The 16,605-nt window shown below is 50.7% G+C and carries 8 protein-coding genes; 2 read left to right on the top strand and 6 right to left on the bottom strand.

Translation table 11 applies throughout. From position 1 onward, the window contains the following. Nucleotides 1-112 precede the first annotated feature (112 nt). From HWI92_RS00245 to HWI92_RS00230, 4 genes are all read right to left on the bottom strand, one after another. The gene (locus HWI92_RS00245; protein WP_204660211.1) at nt 113-445 is read right to left on the bottom strand and encodes a hypothetical protein; all 333 of its coding nucleotides are present in this window, start codon (nt 443-445) and stop codon (nt 113-115) included. A 308-nt stretch (nt 446-753) separates the two neighbouring features. Beyond that, nucleotides 754-1,548 (bottom strand): LytR/AlgR family response regulator transcription factor, encoded by a 795-nt coding sequence (locus tag HWI92_RS00240; RefSeq protein WP_204660210.1) that lies wholly within the window; start codon nt 1,546-1,548, stop codon nt 754-756. Between the two features lie 636 nt (nt 1,549-2,184). Then, nucleotides 2,185-8,973: a PQQ-dependent sugar dehydrogenase gene (locus HWI92_RS00235; RefSeq protein WP_204660209.1), complete on the bottom strand. Its 6,789-nt coding sequence runs from the start codon at nt 8,971-8,973 to the stop codon at nt 2,185-2,187. A gap of 780 nt (nt 8,974-9,753) precedes the next feature. Then, a complete protein-coding gene (locus tag HWI92_RS00230) occupies nt 9,754-10,206 on the bottom strand; it encodes a hypothetical protein (protein ID WP_204660208.1) in 453 nt (150 codons plus the stop codon). A 169-nt stretch (nt 10,207-10,375) separates the two neighbouring features. Between HWI92_RS00230 and HWI92_RS00225 the strand changes: the two genes are divergently transcribed. Both HWI92_RS00225 and rfbD read left to right on the top strand, forming a co-directional pair. Continuing rightward, nucleotides 10,376-10,690, top strand: coding sequence for a hypothetical protein (locus HWI92_RS00225; RefSeq protein ID WP_204660207.1), 315 nt, complete (start codon nt 10,376-10,378; stop codon nt 10,688-10,690). A gap of 178 nt (nt 10,691-10,868) precedes the next feature. Further along, a complete protein-coding gene (rfbD, locus tag HWI92_RS00220; RefSeq protein ID WP_204660206.1) occupies nt 10,869-11,735 on the top strand; it encodes a dTDP-4-dehydrorhamnose reductase in 867 nt (288 codons plus the stop codon). Nucleotides 11,736-11,795: 60 nt separating this feature from the next. Here rfbD and HWI92_RS00215 read toward each other — a convergent pair whose 3' ends face one another. Both HWI92_RS00215 and HWI92_RS00210 read right to left on the bottom strand, forming a co-directional pair. Continuing rightward, complete coding sequence (locus HWI92_RS00215; RefSeq protein ID WP_204660205.1) at nt 11,796-14,633, bottom strand: family 78 glycoside hydrolase catalytic domain; 2,838 nt, start codon at nt 14,631-14,633, stop codon at nt 11,796-11,798. Between the two features lie 24 nt (nt 14,634-14,657). Beyond that, nucleotides 14,658-16,415 (bottom strand): alpha-L-rhamnosidase-related protein, encoded by a 1,758-nt coding sequence (locus HWI92_RS00210; RefSeq protein ID WP_229248636.1) that lies wholly within the window; start codon nt 16,413-16,415, stop codon nt 14,658-14,660. Between the last annotated feature and the right edge of the window lie 190 nt (nt 16,416-16,605).

Raw genomic sequence — 16,605 nt, 5'->3', positions numbered from 1 at the left:
GATACGTTAAGAAAATTCAGATGGAAGTACGACAGCCTGTAAGCAGGCCCCGGCGGGTACAGGTCGTACGTTGTCAGGGGAAGAACCGGGCGCCGGCCCGGGAAAGCAGTTGTTATTCGAAGATCTCGTTCCTCACCTTTTCATGCAAAAGAAGGATGCGCCTGGTGACGCCCAAACATTCCTGGGTAGACATCTGGTCAATGGTATTCATAATGGCATTCCTGACGATCTTGCCATCTTCATTGGTACCCGGGCCCTTCTGGCTGACGAGCTTGCAGATACTTTCCCATTCAGGATTGAGCTCCTGAGAGAAATATTTGGATGGAATAACAGAAAAGTAGCTGGATTGGTCGCGAAGGTGCTTCTTGCAAAGCTGCATATCGCTGGTCAGTGATTCGACGAACTTGCTCAGTTCAGCGTATACAAAGATATTAGACTTATTCATGCGTAAAGAGGAGTTAAGCAAAGCGCACTGTAAACTTTATTCTATAAACATCATAAAATAACCTTGATGTATATACGAAGAATTGGTTTTACAAACTTTCATCTTACAGTACCTGCCGGGTTATCATTGATCCGTGCAGCATGTGAAAAAATCAGTTAATCAGGGCGTATTACAATGGTTAAAGCACACAAAGCAGGCTCATCATACCATCACACGGTAACCACTGTAACCCAAAGTTGCATAAAAATGCCCCCCATCAGAATGCACCCAGACTAAGACGGACAAATTCACGAGTGAAGCGGGCAGACCTATTGGAAGGAGTAAGAGTTTTCCTCTACCCCAAGCCCTTCCAGCCATTTCAGGAAATCGGAGGCATTTGCCTTGCTGATAATGACAGGCTCCGGTGCCGGATAGGTAGTACCCACCAGCAACTTTCTTCCGAAATACTGCTGTATGGTGGTCACACTTTTACGATGTATGATAAATTGCCGGTTAGCCCTGAAAAAATCACGGGGATTGAGCGTGGCAATGATATTGTTCAGTGTATCACGGGTTTCGTAATGTGCATTCTGTGTATACACATTCACCTGGTAGTTGTTGTAATGGATAAAATCAACCTGGTCCAGGTTGACGGGAATAATCTTGTCCTGGTAGTACACCAGCAGGGATGTTTTGTAGCCCGTCAGGTAGCTTGCACCATTCCCTATTTTCCTCGGAAAAGATCCGTTTTCTTCACCAAATAGCTCTTTCAGCTGATTAAACTTTTTGAGGCTTCTTTCCAGCTTTTCCTGGCTGACCGGTTTAATCAGGTAGTCAATTCCATTATTCTCGAAGGCTTTCAAAGCATACTCGTCGTAGCTGGTGCAGAAAATAACCGGAGCGGCTACGTTCACGTCCTGGAAAATGTCAAATCCAAGCCCGTCGCTGAGCTGTATATCACACACGATCAGCTGCGGTGACCTGTGGGTGGTCAGCCAGCTTTTTGCGTCATTAACAGATATGGCAATGTAAATAATCCGGTAGTCGCCGGCAGAGGTCTCGATCATTTGTCTCAGATCCTCGGCCATACCCGGGTCACTTTCAACAATTAGTACATCAGTCATAACAGAGGGGTTTGAGTACGTTTCAGGTTGCATGCGCCTGAACCGCGACCTGGTTCCGGGCATTCAGCATGAAACGGTATTTCGTTGAGTAAAACGCAGGCTCACAAAGCCGGATTTTCGCTAAAGGATTTGCTTTCATCCGGTGATCAGCCGTAAAAATTCCTGAACAATTGTAAAGCAAGCCACTCCGGGAGTCCATTAAGCAAATTCCGTTCTGTATAAAGTTCGGTCATTAAGGGTATTTAATCCCCATTCTGCCAGTTTTATGGACAACACTTACTGGATGTTAACAACTTATGTTTTTACATGAAAGTAAAACAAAATGCACCTTCACCGGTGGGCCTGCGAATCTCTCTTCATATCCATTACCCTGCAAAAACCGGAAAATTGAAATACCCGGAAGATCACGGCAAGTCATAGCTCCGGCGCTTGCGTGCCGGAAAATTCACCGGAATGCAGAAAAACAGAAATAGTGAGATTTTCAGAAATGAAATCGTAAATTTTTATGCCAGATTAGTCCCCAAAACCCGCCAGCGATTTCGTAGCTGCGCAATTTCGGGTACCAAAACAAAAAGCCCCGTGAACCCCGGGATTGTAATAACCTCAGTTTTCACGGGACTTTCAGATGCAGGCTGCTCAGGGAATGTTAACCCACTTCACAAACCGGAATCCGGCCGGATACGCCACTTTGATGATAAAGCTATTCTGGTTTGTCCCTCTTTTGGGCTCTACCCGTATGTTGAGCTCTCCATTCATATCCGTCCGTTCCGATATCGACTGGATTACATTGCCCTGCATATCGTACATATAAACGGTAACAGGCTCCATTTTGCTGAAATTTTCAAGTTTGAGCGTTACGGGCTCAGTGCCTGCACTCGGGTTTGGAAAAAGACGCAGGGTATGGTCAGGAAGGCCGCTCTCGCCGGCTTTTTCGGCAGGCAGGTTTGAGAGATAGCGTTCGGGAACATTGTTGATCTCCACATCCTTTGCAGTATTGTCCATGCTTACTACATGCAGCCTCGCGCTGGAACTACGGTCCGACCTCACCGAAGCCAGTACCTGGAAAGTCAGCGAGTCGCCGGGTTCCAGTACCAGCGGGCGGTCCTCACTTGGCGCATCCAAGTCTGCAATGCGGAACGCAGCAGCATCTTTACCCGACAAATCTACCTGCTTGATTTCCAGTCTTGCGTTACCCTTATTGCTCACTTGCACGGAGTAGGTACGGGTGCGTTGGCTGGCCCCGGATGCAGTCTCTCCCGAGCTGGTCATTTGTACAGCCAGAGCAGGTGCCGGAGCAGGATTTCCCTGGGCACGCAGCAAGGTAATCTGCGAGGTAAGATTCGGGCTATCGTTCCAGTTATATTCTATGACGTACAGGTTGCCCGTTTTCACATCTTCGGTAATGTCCAGCGGGTTACCAAATCCCGACATGCCGTTCAGCCCCGTGTTGCTTGAACCCGTATTTACCTTCACAATGTCGTAAAGACTATCATTTTCGGTAACATTCATGGGTACCCGGGCGCCCGGCTCCATTACGATAATATCGCCCCCGCCCGAGAACCGGCACACGAGCAACTTGTTTTTCAGTACCCCGCCGAAGTTGTTGCTTTTGTACTCAATCGCTCCGTTTGGTGAATTGTTCAGCCCGAAGTTGTATCCGATGCGGTAGTTTACATCCGGTTTGACCGACGGCAGGTACAATGCATTATCCGGAAAGCCCCGGTTAAGTACATACTCTCCGCGCATAGGATTAGGATGTCCGTAATAACCTACCGGTTTGTTGGGGTTCACCCGGAACAACCAGTCGTTCTGGGCTTTGATACCGTTGGTTGCAGGTATCGCAGGACCATTGTACACCGAACCATCCGGCCGGCGTGTACCAGCTACGGACTCCGGCGAGTTACCTCCTCCTCCCGAGCCGTTTGTAGGAAGGTAAAGCTGTCCGTTAGAGTGCCATACTAAGTCGTACGCATTTCGTACACCCGATGCGAAGATCGTGAGCGGCGCGTTGCTGCCATAAGGGTTGTAAGTACCATCCCTGAAAATGGCAGAATCCACAGGAGCCTTGTTGATCAATGCCTGGTTGGTTGTCGTTTGAACATTAATCGGCAGGGCAAAGGCGGCCAGCTTCACGAGGTCAAGCCGCAGTACGCTGCCTGACAGCAGGCTCTCGTCGCGCTGCCAGTCGGAGTCGTAAGAACCCGCCGAGCTGTTGCTGCCCTGGTTGATGTACAATGCACCATCCGGCCCGAAAGCCATACTATTTGTCAGATGGTCCCTTTTGGAACGCGGCAGCTTGGTGACGATGAGCTGCTCATATTGCAGGCTATCGCCGCTCAGCTTGGATACATTTCCGTCAAAGGTTGGCGCGGAAGTAAGCCCGGCCGAGGAATGCGTCACCCAGGCCACCATATTCTGCGGGGTAGCTCCGGGCTCAAAAGTGAGTCCGATGGCAGTGCGGCTTCCATACTTGTGCACAAGTGTATTGATGAGCCTTTGATTTTCCAGGCTTCCGTCTGCCGGATTAACCGTATACTTTTCGATGACACCATCAAGCCGCAATGCATAGAAGTTTCCGTCCGGACCAAAGGTGAGCGAAGTGTACTTCTTGTTCTGGGTGCCGGGCACGGGTACTTTCGTGAATGTTGCATTCAGGAACCCGCTGGTATCCACTGCGGCAGCATCGGTGGTGAAGGTAGCTTCATAAGGCGCAAAGCCTGCACCTGAGTACGATTTTACGCCCGATGTAATGATAAACTTATAAACCGTGTGCGCTTCCAGGCTTGCCGAAGGCGAAAAGCTGATCACATCGCCGCCTCCTGTGCCTTGTACCACGCCTTTTACAGGTGTTTCAATATTGTCCACCACCTTTACAAGCTTCACGGTACTTTCCGTAATGGTTGCATTGTTGACTCCCCCCTGGTATCCGGGCACCGCCGGTACGTGCAGGTTATTGGCCGCAACACTCACCGTATTCAGTCCCACCTTCGTAGCGCCGTTGATGGGGTTAGAAGATATGACATAAGGTTTTTCTTCTTCCACCACATTCAGCTGGATTTGCAGCTCTGCGCTTGTCAGCCCGCCCGAGGAAGCCCTGATCGTAGCATGGTAAATACCCAGAGGCAGGTCCTTGGCAGCAGTATAGTTGATGCTCACATTGGGCTGTGTTCCCGAGGGGGAAGGCTCAAACGTGAGCCAGCCTGTGGCGCCCGCACCATATACTGCCGACAGGTTATAGGCAGTAGCGGAGTTGTTAGAGCTGCCCAGTACAACCGAAATGGTGTTTTGTACGGTTGTTTCTTTTTTGATAATAATATTGGCATTCCGGGTTGCCCAGTACAGGTAAGGGTCAAGGGTGACCGGAAAAACATTGATGTAGTTGATCTTGGTATTGGTACCGCCATCTGCATTTACCGTCAGCAGCTCGTCGGTGACATGCACCTGGCCCGTAGCCGATTTGAACCGGCTGATCGTACCTGTTTTTCCATTCGGCACAAAATTGCTGATCAAAGTGACGCCTTCCACATTCAGGGTATGGCTTTCTGCCGAAGTACCGATATCGCCATCTCCGGCAGAAACTTGCACCTCGTAAGTACCATTGGGAACTTTCATTTCCCAGTAGCCTTCTACTTTGGTTCCTTTAAATGTACTGGTGATCTGGTTGGCCTGCATGTGTATGAGGGTTGCAAGCAGCACATCTTCCGGCGTATTGCGGTTCCTGCCATTGGCCGTAAGGTCGAGCGGGGTTCCGTCGGAACGTTTTTTCCATCCAAACTGAAGACCGGCTCCCTGCTCCCGTGCCGTGCGCGCTCCGAAAGCCTGACCAAAATCACGGAAATAGTTGAGCGGAGGTCCGCTAGCTGCGTCCTGAAAGTTGATCTTGGCCACAGCCGGGTTAAGTGCATTAACCACGTGCAGGTTGACGAGCAAGGTAGTAGGTTCGTGACCATCGGCCTGGCAGGTGACCAGAGCCTGGTAAGATCCTTCGTCCAGGTTACTGTTGATGTTGGCAGGACCAAATTCCAGCTTACCGGAGGTATTGGCCGGCAGGGTAAGCCAGCTGGCTTCTGTTTTGGACAAGGTAAATGCATTCACCGCAGGCGTTGCGAGCACTTCCACCGTCTGAGGAAGCACCTGCTGTCCTTTGATGACCGTAAAGTTGAGGACCGGTTTTGAAAATGTCATGGAAATGACTTCTACCGGATCCACGATGCTGAATGCAATATTCTGCGTAACTCTTTCATTGGGCGTTGCATCAGCCGCCCGCAGCTTGATGGTGTAATTTCCCGGAGTCTGGATCAGGACAGGGCCGGTGTAATTAACAAAGCTGCCGTTATTAATTGAGTACTGGAACTCCGCCAGGCCGGAAGCACCCTCGTCTGTTGCCGTAAGGAAAATTTTCACCTGATGCTTATACACACTTGCGGAGTCCGACTCGCCTTCAAAGCGCGCGCTGATCACAGGTGCAAGGGTATCGGCCACCGTTTCGGCCGGCGTAAAAATAATGTAGTTGATTTTGGTATTGACACCATTGGCAGCATCAATCGTCAGCTTGCCATCCGTCACCGGCACGGATACTACTCCGTACCTGAACTTGTGATCATTGTCCGGCCGGAAATCGCTGATAGCGGGCAAACCTTCAACATTAATCTGATGGTTACTTCCCAGATTTTCAGCGTCACCGGCACTTACTATTACTTTATAGGTACCATTCTGAACGGCATATTCCCAGGCTGCCGGAGTAGTGTCGGCCTGCATTTGGGCAAAAGACAGCTGCAATGGCTGGTCGGCTCCGTTTCTGATCAGGACATTTGTGCTGAAATCAAGCGGTGCCTTTGTGGAGGAGTTGATCCAGCCCGAGCCTTTCAGCGGTTCATAAGCTTTTCCATTGTCTGCTGTAAACCCTTCCGGCACCGCATTCCCCTGCGGCCGGAAGCTGATTTTCACCGTTTTTGAATCAGGTTCACGGAATACTCCGAACAGATAGGGGCTGCTCACCACTTCATTGTTATTGGCATCAGCAGCACGAACTTTCAGGCTGTAACTGCCTCTTGCATCTATCACAAACGGACTGGTGTACCGGATATAGTCTCCATTGTTGAGGGAATACTGCAGAGCAGCCAGCCCTGCCTGGCCGGCGTCAGTTGCGGTGAGTATGACCCTTACCTGCTGGTCGTACACATTGCCGGACTTGATAGTACCTTCGAAACGGGCGCTCGCCACCGGCGGCAAGGTATCAGCCACCGGCACATACCTGCTGAAATTGATGTAGTTGATCTTGGTCCCGCGCCCGCCTGTGGCATCAATGGTAAGCCGGCCGTCGGTCACCTGCACCGTGGCAGTTGCCGCCCGAAACTTGGTGGTACTGCTAGGGTTAAAGTCCGAAATCGCCGGCAAACCCTCCACATTGATCTGGTGGTTACTATCGAAATATTTGAAATCCCCCGCACTCACCGTCACGGTATAGGTCCCGTTTTCAACCACATGCTCCCACGCACCGGGAACAATGTTATCGGTCGTAGCCTGCATCTGAAGCAATGAAAGCTGCTTGGAGTCGCCCGAGCCGGTACGCACGCGCGTATTGCCTGTGTAGTCACCGGGCACTTTCGTGTCAGCACTCAGCCAGCCGTAACCTCGTGTTTCGTCAAATGCATTTCCCAGATCGGCCACGTAGCCCGAAGGTACCGGCGTACCGGCCGGCTGGAAGCTGAACCGCGTGACAACCGGCTGCTTGAAGATGCTGAATTCGTAGTTACTGGTAATGGTTTCGTTCCCGTTTGCATCTGCTGCCCGTACTTTAAGGGTATAGTCGCCGCCAGTGTTCAGAATAAACGGACCCGTATAGTTTACATATTGACCGTTGTTAATTGCATACTGGAATAAATTCAGGCCCGAGCTTCCTGCGTCAGCTGCACTCAGGATCACTTTTACCTGTTCGCTGTACACATTGGCCGCTTTGAGCGTACCCTCAAAGCGCGCGCCCGCCACAGGAGCCGCAGAGTCGGCCACGGGTGCTGCCGGGGCTACATCTATATAGTTCAGTTTGGTACCGATACCGCCATTTGCATTGATCGTCAGTTTTTTGTCGGTTACCCGCACGGTGGCTATGGCTGTCCTGAACCTGTTGGATGAGGTGGGCGTAAAATCCGTGATCGCCGGCAGGCCCTCCACATTCAACTGGTGTGTACTGTTATAGTATCCATTATCACCCACGCTGACCGTAACCGTATAGATCCCGTTTTCGATATCATGCTCCCATGCGCCCGGTGTTGTATTGTCAGAAGCTGCCTGCATCTGGATCAGTGAAAGCTGACGCGGATCTCCCGAACCTGTGCGCACGCGGGTATTTCCGGTATAGTCGCCTGGCTCTCTGGTAGCGGCGTTCATCCAGCCGTAGCCTTTGGCAGCGTCAAATGCATTACCATAGTCAGCTGTGTAACCTGCCGGAATCGTGGCGGACTGCGGCTGAAAGCTGACCTTGAATTCGCGCGGCAGTGGGTCCGGTTTGATCAGATCATCTATCGCGAAGTTGTCGAAAGTATAGGTTACCGGAGCCGATCCGTTGCGATAGGTTGCAAATACGCCCGCAAACCGGTCTCCCTGCGTAAGCCCCGTGCCTGCAATATCCAGTACCGGAACTGCATAAAGCGCGCCGGTACTTACATAATTTGTTCCGTCTGTAGAATAAAAACCTTCCACTGTATTTGCCGCCGAGTCGATCACCATACGCAAGCTTACTGTCTTGGTGTTGAGCCCGGTAATGGTTTCCGTACGGCGCTGATCGGGATTGGCAAGGCCTGAAATATTGCTGGAAACATCATTGAGCTCTTTTCTCAGCTCAACCTTGTTACCTGTCACGCCCAGCTTGATGAATGTTTTATCATGAAGCCCGAACCACAATCCACCCTGCTGGGCCTGTGCCGCATTAACAGGATTAATCAACTGTACATCAAGCTGTATTTTCTTTCCGGTCCGCACCTTCACGCCCAGCACATTGATCTGATTGTTATTGGCGAGATAGTCGATGCCCTTACTGGCTACAATCTGCAGCCTGCCTCCGGTCAGCGTGATTTTGGAAGGCTCATAGCCGGGAAGCGAAGGAATGGTTGGCTGGCCATCTTCGGAAGTGCGTGTACCTGACAAACTATTGATCGTCAGAAATCCCGTCCCGTTGCCGGCTTTGTCGGTGACAGTGGCAGGTACGCCCGCATCAAAAGACAAGGCAAAAGGATAGGCCGCATAGGTGGCGGAACAAGCCAGCGGACTTACCGGAACACATCCGTCGGCAAGTGTCCGCGAAGCAGGTTGAGTTACTGACAAAGCCTCACCGGGACTGGCCAGGCTCATCAGAAAAGATAGAAAAAGGCATGTTCTGGCGAAAATGCCTGCCATCGGATTGTCGTTTGAAATGTAGTTTTTAATCATCTTGAACAGAGTTCGTAGAACAACGGATAGATTCAGGTCAAGGTTCACCCGGCTTTTTGGTTGGAATGCGTCGGGAGATCAGGGGTCGGAATGGATTAGAATGAACTCATACAGGTGCGTGCCTTTTTCGTGCATACGAAACCGACTGAGCCTTTACTGTTGGTCATTGCTGATTTACAGGCGGAGTGCACTTCATCCATGCAATCCGAAAATGTTATGGCGCCAATGCATGTGGGTAAGGCATGCAATGAAAATGATGAATGTTAAAGAATTGCTTCTATCGTGGGGTTAACAGGGTGCAAAACTCACTAAATAACCTTGCGGTGACAACTTTATGAAGATGAAACGGACAAATCCGTAAACAAAGCGGTCGGGATTTGGCAGGTATACAGGAAGTATGATTTTTGTCATCCTTTGAAGACGGGCGGTGACACACCCAGCAGGAGTACCTAAACGTATATTGGTATACGCAACAAATAGTTGTACAGTCCTGAAAAGTTTATAAAAAAACTTTAAAATTAAATGCAGAAAAGCTCACCCAAGTAGTTTGAGCAAGCTTTTTATAGAGGAAGATTACGACAGAAAAGTGCCTTTTGCTAAAATTTTCGGAGAATGTTTGGCTAAATTGACCTGCTTGTGAATATCTTTATTCCACCGGTACAACCCACAGTAACCTGGGCCGGTCCGATTGCTGACATCCGCCACCTGGCTATCCGCACAGCCGGGAACAACAATTTTATACCTTTCAGCACTACCACACTGTATCAAACCCGGCGGCAGCTACCGGCTGTCCGAAGGCACCTGAACCGAAGATGTAATTTCGCTGTATCTGTATACCCAGTTGGTCAGAAAACCCCGGACTGAGATGTATTCCACCGGTTCTCCGACCAGCTTGGCATAATATACATCCCGCTGGCATTTCAGGCGCAGGCTTTCACCGGACCTGGTTTGTGTAAGAATTTCCCAGGAAGCGGGTTCCGTTTCGGAAGTCAGGCGGGAAGTGCGCCGGCCGTCCTGGTCCAGCTCGGTAACCTTGGTCAGGTGAATGCGTTCGGGAACATAATACTTGTTGAGTATCATGCCTGAACAAACCACCTCCCGGCCGGCCGAGTAATCGAACAAAATAAATAGGGCCGGAATGAGCAGCAAACAGGCAAAATTTAAAACTTTGTGGCCGGTAATGTTCTTTAAGAATGCAGTCGGGCTGAGCGTGGTACTTTGTGCACTGAGCATGGGTCGGAAATGATGAATATTATTAACGCTGATATAGGGCTTTGACGGTGGAATTCCGTAACAGCAAACATAATTAATATTAGATTCACATTGTAGAATATTTTCTAAAAAATTACCCAAACTAGTTACTAATATCACCTTCCAATATCAAACTTTACCAATACGCCACATGCATATGAATAGTGCAAAGGAATACCAGAAAGACAAAGTTTTGGAACCCTCTCCTGTTACGAAATTGAACAACGGATCCAGATATCCCCTCCTATCCGGCTTGCTGATCGGCGCGATCGGCGGTGCAGCCGGCACCCTGCTGTACAATGCTTTCCACGAAACAAGACTCTGGGGCAAAATGGCCTTTGTGTCGGACCGCATGCTGAAAATGATCAACCTTTCCTACAAGCTGCCCGTGATTGCAGTGGTTGTACTGGTCGCAGCAGCAGCGGCAGCTTCCTTCCTCTACTTCCGGAGGCCGGGAAAATTGTAGTATAAAGTCGCTGCACAGCATGGGAAGTGCCGGATTACCATCCCGACACTTCACTTTTTTCACAAAAGATTAGTACGAATTAGTTTTAAATGTCTTTACACACTATTTTAGAACGCGAACTTCTTTACAGCAGATCATTTCTCTATTTTCGCGTTCACTGAAACTTACAATCATCAGAATGAAAACAGTAATTCTCGGCGCCTCAGGACAATTGGGTAATTGTATCAGAAAGGTTTCCTCGGATAAAAGCATTGAAGGAATTGTGTTTCCGCCGGAGCAAACCAGCAATATCCTGGATGAGGCTGCGCTCGACTTATTGCTTTCAACTGAAAAGCCTGCCTATGTGGTAAACTGCGCGGCTTATACCGCGGTGGACAAAGCCGAAGATGAGCAGGAAATCTGCCGCAAGGTCAACCGCGACGGAGCAGCGAACATTGCCAGGGCCTGTCAGAAACACGGCGCAACCCTGATCCACATTTCTACGGATTTTGTTTTTAAGGGTGATGTTGCCCGCCCGCTCACGGAAACTGATCCTGCGGAGCCCGAAAATATTTACGGTCTGACCAAGCTCGAAGGAGAAGAAGAAGTAGCAGCATTATTACCCGCACATTTTATCATCCGCACCAGCTGGCTGTATTCCGAATTCGGTAACAATTTTGTAAAAACCATGCTCCGCCTAGGCAGGGAGCGGGACGAGCTGGGCGTGATCGTTGATCAGGTAGGCTCTCCTACGTATGCGATTGATCTGGCGGCTGCCATTCTGCATATCATTACTTCCGGAAGTATGGCTTACGGCATTTACCATTATAGCAATGAAGGTGTTACTTCCTGGTATGACTTTGCGAGGGCCATATTTGATATTAGTGAAACGCAGGTGCGTGTCAAACCCCTGAAAACTTCTGAGTACGTAACCAAGGCGGTACGGCCTGCATTTTCGGTGATGGATAAAACTAAAATCAAAAACACGCTCGGCCTGGATGTTCCCTACTGGCGCGACAGCCTGATCACTTGCCTGGAACAATTGTCTGTCACGGCACAGCAATAAGGTTACAGCACTATATTTCTCCTTGATTTTCGGGCAAATGCGGAGCGATACTGCCGAATATCAGCGCCGGATGTTAATGGTGTAGTTGCCGGAACCAACCGAAACCACTACAAAATCCTTCTCTCTGACAACCTGATGAATGCCCGGAGCATTTGACAGTTGCTGTCCATTGATCAGGATGCCGGTATCATCAGCAGCAGGTACAAACAGCCTCGCTTTTGTATTAACAGGCACTTGTACGTGCATAACCAGCTTTCCATTTTCTTTTTGCCAGGCGGAGACGATCTCTCCGCTCATTGTGCGCAATGAAGCTTTCAAGGAACGGATGCCATCACGTCCGGGGTGATCAGGCGCGATTTCGGGCTGAATGTCAAATTCCGTGAAGCCTGCCCTGGTAGCTTTGATCCCCGCAGCATTCCCGAACATCCATTCACAAACCGCCCCGAATGCATAGTGACTGAACGAGTTCATGGCCGCGTTATACTTGAATCCATCCTCCTTCGTGTAACTGTCCCATCGCTCCCAGATCGTGGTAGAGCCATTTTCTACTTCAAAACCCCAGGATGGAAAAGCTTTACTCAGGAAAAGGCGGTATGCCAAATCGGAGTGGCCGGTTGCAGACAGGGCCGGAAGCAGGGGCTTGGCACCCAGGAAACCCGTACCGAGTTTATCATTATTTTGATGAAGCAACTCCACCAGGTTGTTACCGGCACGATCCCGGGCCGTACCTTCGAGCAGGTTCATGTAAATGGCATTTGCATAGGCGGTTTGTGTGTGGCCGGTGAAGCCGAGGGAACCGTCTACATACCCCGCCCCGTCACCATATGCTGCTGAGTCGCATTTGAATCGTCCCTGTCCATCCGAGTAGTGGGCGAGTACAGCGCGCCGGATCTCACCTGCTGTTTTCTCAAATTTCTTCAGGTCACTCTCCTGACCGATTGCGGCCGCCATTTCTTTCATCAGGTCGGCGCAGTAATAGTAGTAAAAGGAAGCGAGCATATCCGGGGGCGTTTTTTTACCAAATGAAAGCCAGTCGCCGTACCCTCCCTTCGGATCAATATCAGCAAATGCATTCTCCTTGAAAACGTAAGCGCCCTGGCTTCTTTTTTCAAGAAAGTCCATAAAGCGCACCATGTTTTGCCAACCTTTCCGGATGAGGGTCGTATCACCATAGGCACGGTAAATCTGATACGGGCAAATAATGCCGGCTTCCATCCATCCGGGTGAAAAGGTGTCCGTTTTACGCAGATCAGGTCGCGGTGCGTACAATGGGAATGCGCCATTTTCGTATTGCCCGTCATTGAGATCGACCGTCCATTTGGTAAAAAAAGAAGCAGCATCCCGGTTAAAAGTGGCCGATTTGACATAAACCTGGGCATCGCCCGTCCAGCCGATACGCTCGTCGCGCTGGGGGCAATCTGTGGGTATATCAATGTAATTGGCACGCTGCGTCCAGTCGATGTTACTGTAAAGCTGGTTGACCATCGCGTTGTCTGTCTCGAACGTACCCGTTTTAGGTGTATCCGATCCGATGACCAGTCCCGTCAGTGTGGCATGATCGGGCTTGTTGCGCAAGCCGGACACCTCTGCGTACTGGAATCCGTGAAAGGTAAATTTGGGCTCCCAGGTTTCTCCTTTGGGATCACCCTTTAAAATGTAGGTATCAGTTGCCCGGGCCATCCGCAGGTTTTCTGTCATAAGCCGGCCGTCGGGATGTAGCTTTTCACCAAAACGTAACCTGATGGTATCACCCGCCTCTCCCCTGACCTGAATGCGTACTATGCCTGCAAAGTTTTGGGCAAAATCAAATATGTAGCTCCCGCCAGGGCGTGGCAATATGGTTTTCACAGCCAGCATCTGGGTAACTTTAACAGGAGGACCGGGGTATACCTCCACTTTCCTCCCGGCTTTGTCCGGAAATACCTGTGCCGGTTTCCAGCTCTGATCATGAAAGCCAGGCTGCTGCCAGCCGGAATGTTCCAGGCGGGCATCGTACGTTTCCCCATTCAGAAGGTCTGACTCCAGCAAGGCTCCCTGGTTTACTTTCCAGCTCTGGTCAGTTACGGTTACTTCCTTTTTTCCATCCTCATACTCCACTTCAAGCCGGGCTTTGAGTACCGGAACTTTACCATAGAATGCACGTACCACTGGATTGCCTACCAACAGCGAGTAGCCCAGGTAGCCCGCATACCAGCCGTAGGAAAGCTGGCTGGCCAATGCATTGGCGCCGGGTTTGAGGTCGGAGGTCACGTCATACACCTGGTAGTAAACGCGTTTATCGTAGTCGGTCCAGCCGGGTGTCAGATGCGCATCGCCGGTTTTTTTACCATTGATCGAAAACTCGTACAATCCAAGCGCCGTAACATAAAGCCGCGCTTTTTTGACTCCCTTTTTGATCCTGATTTCCTTGCGCAGGTAAGGTGCGGGCGGCAAATGGTATTTCGGACCTTTCCCCAGGTGATCCATATCCAGTCCGATCCATTGCGCCTTCCATTCATTTTTATCCAGGAGTCCGATCTCCCAGGATGCCGGCTTGCTCCATGGCCCGGCAACTCCGTTTTTATCCCAGCTCCTTACTATCCAGTAGCAAACCTGACGGGATGCCAGCGGCTTACCTTTGTAACCAACCTGAAAAGTAGCTGCCGATGGCACACGGCCCGAGTCCCAGAGGTCGGTCCGGCCCGCAGCAAGCTTCGCAATGGACGAAGCTGCAAGAATCTGATAGGCTGTCTGATGCTGGTCATTTCCGGAAGACGTGAGCTCCCAGCTCAGGCGCGGATATCGCTCGTCAGTAACGGGGTCGACCTTGTACTCACACCGCAGGTATGATGGTGTAAGCCCCTCGGCCCGGACAAATGCAGCAGAAAAAAAGAGGAGTAGCAAGAGCGCAGTTTTCATCAGGATCATCGTGGACACATGCATTTACCGTAATACTTTAATGCCTTTCGGAGCATCAATGGTGGACTTGACCGAACCGTTGGCCTGTTTTTCATGCCTGATCTTCACAATTCCCGCAGGTGTCGGATAGGTACCCTCAGCCCATTGAAGGTCGCCGAGGTGAGGCTGCACGCGGATGGTTTTGCCGCCGGGTTCCACTACGCTTACACCCAGCACATGCTCGGTCAACCACGAAGTAGGCCCGGATGCCCAGCCGTGGCAAAGGCTGTGACGAAGCTTTTTATAACAATATGCCCCAAAGTCGCCGTGAATATCATCTTTGCCATCGGGCACGAGCTCGGTGATCGGAGCTGCGTTTTTTGTCCAGGCCAGGTCAAAGTCCTCCCAGAAAGTGGTTGCGCCCATGTCCAGCATTGCACCCCAGTATGTCCGGATGCAGTCCATAGCGCCGGCATAGTCTCCTGCCTTGGCTTTTGCCTGCAGCATATAGTAGCCGTAAAATGTAGAAAACCGCTCGCAGCCTCCCTGTGCGATCACGTCTGCATTTGCCTTTTCAGCAGGGATCATACCTGCCAGGGCCATGAGTGCGGCGGCCTGTTTGGAACCATTTGCGTCGGGTACGTACATTTTCATCTGGGTGGCAACCTGCCTGCATTTGGCAGCCTGTCCCGGCTCGTCCAGTATCGTGCACAGCTCGCTGCCTGCTTCGAGCGTCATCACCATCATGGCCTGAAGACCGGCGTGAATGCCTTTGGGATTTTCGCTCGACGGCCAGTCGAGGAAGCGGGTACCATCCAGCTTTTCCTTGTTATCGCTCGTTTTTGACATCAGCAGATCCAGCAGGGCTACCAGGTACTTCTGCTGTTTGCGGAGGTATTCAAGATCTCCCTGATTTTTGTACAGATCACGGTGAATGAGCACCCACCACATGGAGTAAGCACTAATCCCATTCATCCAGCCGGGCAGCGGTGTGATGTCGCGGGCATGATCGAGGCTTTTGGCGACCACTTCATTTTTACCAAAAACCGCATTGATTGTCGTTACTTCCGGGTGCATATCCCCTACCCACACCAGACGGTCGCGCTTGATGCCATCCCAGAGAAATTCCTGCATGTTGAGGTGGACAGTATAAGCACCGGTGTTCCAGATGGTGTTCAGGCGCTCATCATTGCTTTTGAATGACCCCAGATAAGGAATGTCGCGGTACTCGAAAATGGCTCTTACTTCCTTCAACTGCAGTTCACGATTGGGATCAACGAGGTCTACCCGGGCAAACCGGAAGCCGGAGTTACCCACCTGCATCACCCCAAGCCAGGGTACCTGTACCGTAAAGTCACGCATGGCATGATCATTGGTCGCCCCCTGCACCGTATCAATATCTGACATAGCCTCGCTCACCGACTCTCCGAAGCGAATGCGTACGCGAATGGGCCGCTGGTCCGAAGGCTGGTCGGTGACGAGCTGAATGCCGCCCTGGATTTCCCGCCCGAAATCCAGCAGGATACCGGGTTGTACATCAGCAGTACTGATCATTTTGCAAAAATCCCGGTGTACCAGATCTGCCTGGCCGATACCGGGCCGAAGGAGGTTTTGTGCGTCCACGATACTGCCACCGGCCTTGTCGGACATCCACACAATGCGTGTCGGCGTCAGGTACTGCCTCACCCGGGAGTCTTTCTGGGCAAGGGTGTTTTTTTCAAAAATGGGTGGAAGTGACTGGGCGCAGACTCGGCCCACGATCAAAAGCAGCAGCAGTCCGGACACACGGAAAAATCGTTTCACTAGCAACGGGTTTAGGATTATTGTAATATTCGTTGAAAATAAATGATTATTAATTAGGCAACTAGCCTGTTGTGTCCTGTCCCGCCGGATCACACAATCCGGAAAGCCGGAGGGATGCACTTTTGCAATTATGCTAAAACAATGTAAAAACCGTTCTATTTTTGCCTTGCATTCATATCCTTCCCGAACC

The organism is Dyadobacter sandarakinus, assembly GCF_016894445.1.
Lineage (GTDB): Bacteria > Bacteroidota > Bacteroidia > Cytophagales > Spirosomataceae > Dyadobacter > Dyadobacter sandarakinus.
Note: the sequence above shows the minus strand (reverse complement) of the source record. Positions and strands in the feature narration are given on the sequence as shown.

Bases quoted from the DNA above. Each gene is read 5' to 3' on its own strand.
- HWI92_RS00245 (WP_204660211.1), bottom strand. From the start codon at position 445: ATGAATAAGTCTAATATCTTTGTATACGCTGAACTGAGCAAGTTCGTC.
- HWI92_RS00240 (WP_204660210.1), bottom strand. From the start codon at position 1,548: ATGACTGATGTACTAATTGTTGAAAGTGACCCGGGTATGGCCGAGGAT.
- HWI92_RS00235 (WP_204660209.1), bottom strand. From the start codon at position 8,973: ATGATTAAAAACTACATTTCAAACGACAATCCGATGGCAGGCATTTTC.
- HWI92_RS00230 (WP_204660208.1), bottom strand. From the start codon at position 10,206: ATGCTCAGTGCACAAAGTACCACGCTCAGCCCGACTGCATTCTTAAAG.
- HWI92_RS00225 (WP_204660207.1), top strand. From the start codon at position 10,376: ATGCATATGAATAGTGCAAAGGAATACCAGAAAGACAAAGTTTTGGAA.
- rfbD (WP_204660206.1), top strand. From the start codon at position 10,869: ATGAAAACAGTAATTCTCGGCGCCTCAGGACAATTGGGTAATTGTATC.
- HWI92_RS00215 (WP_204660205.1), bottom strand. From the start codon at position 14,633: ATGAAAACTGCGCTCTTGCTACTCCTCTTTTTTTCTGCTGCATTTGTC.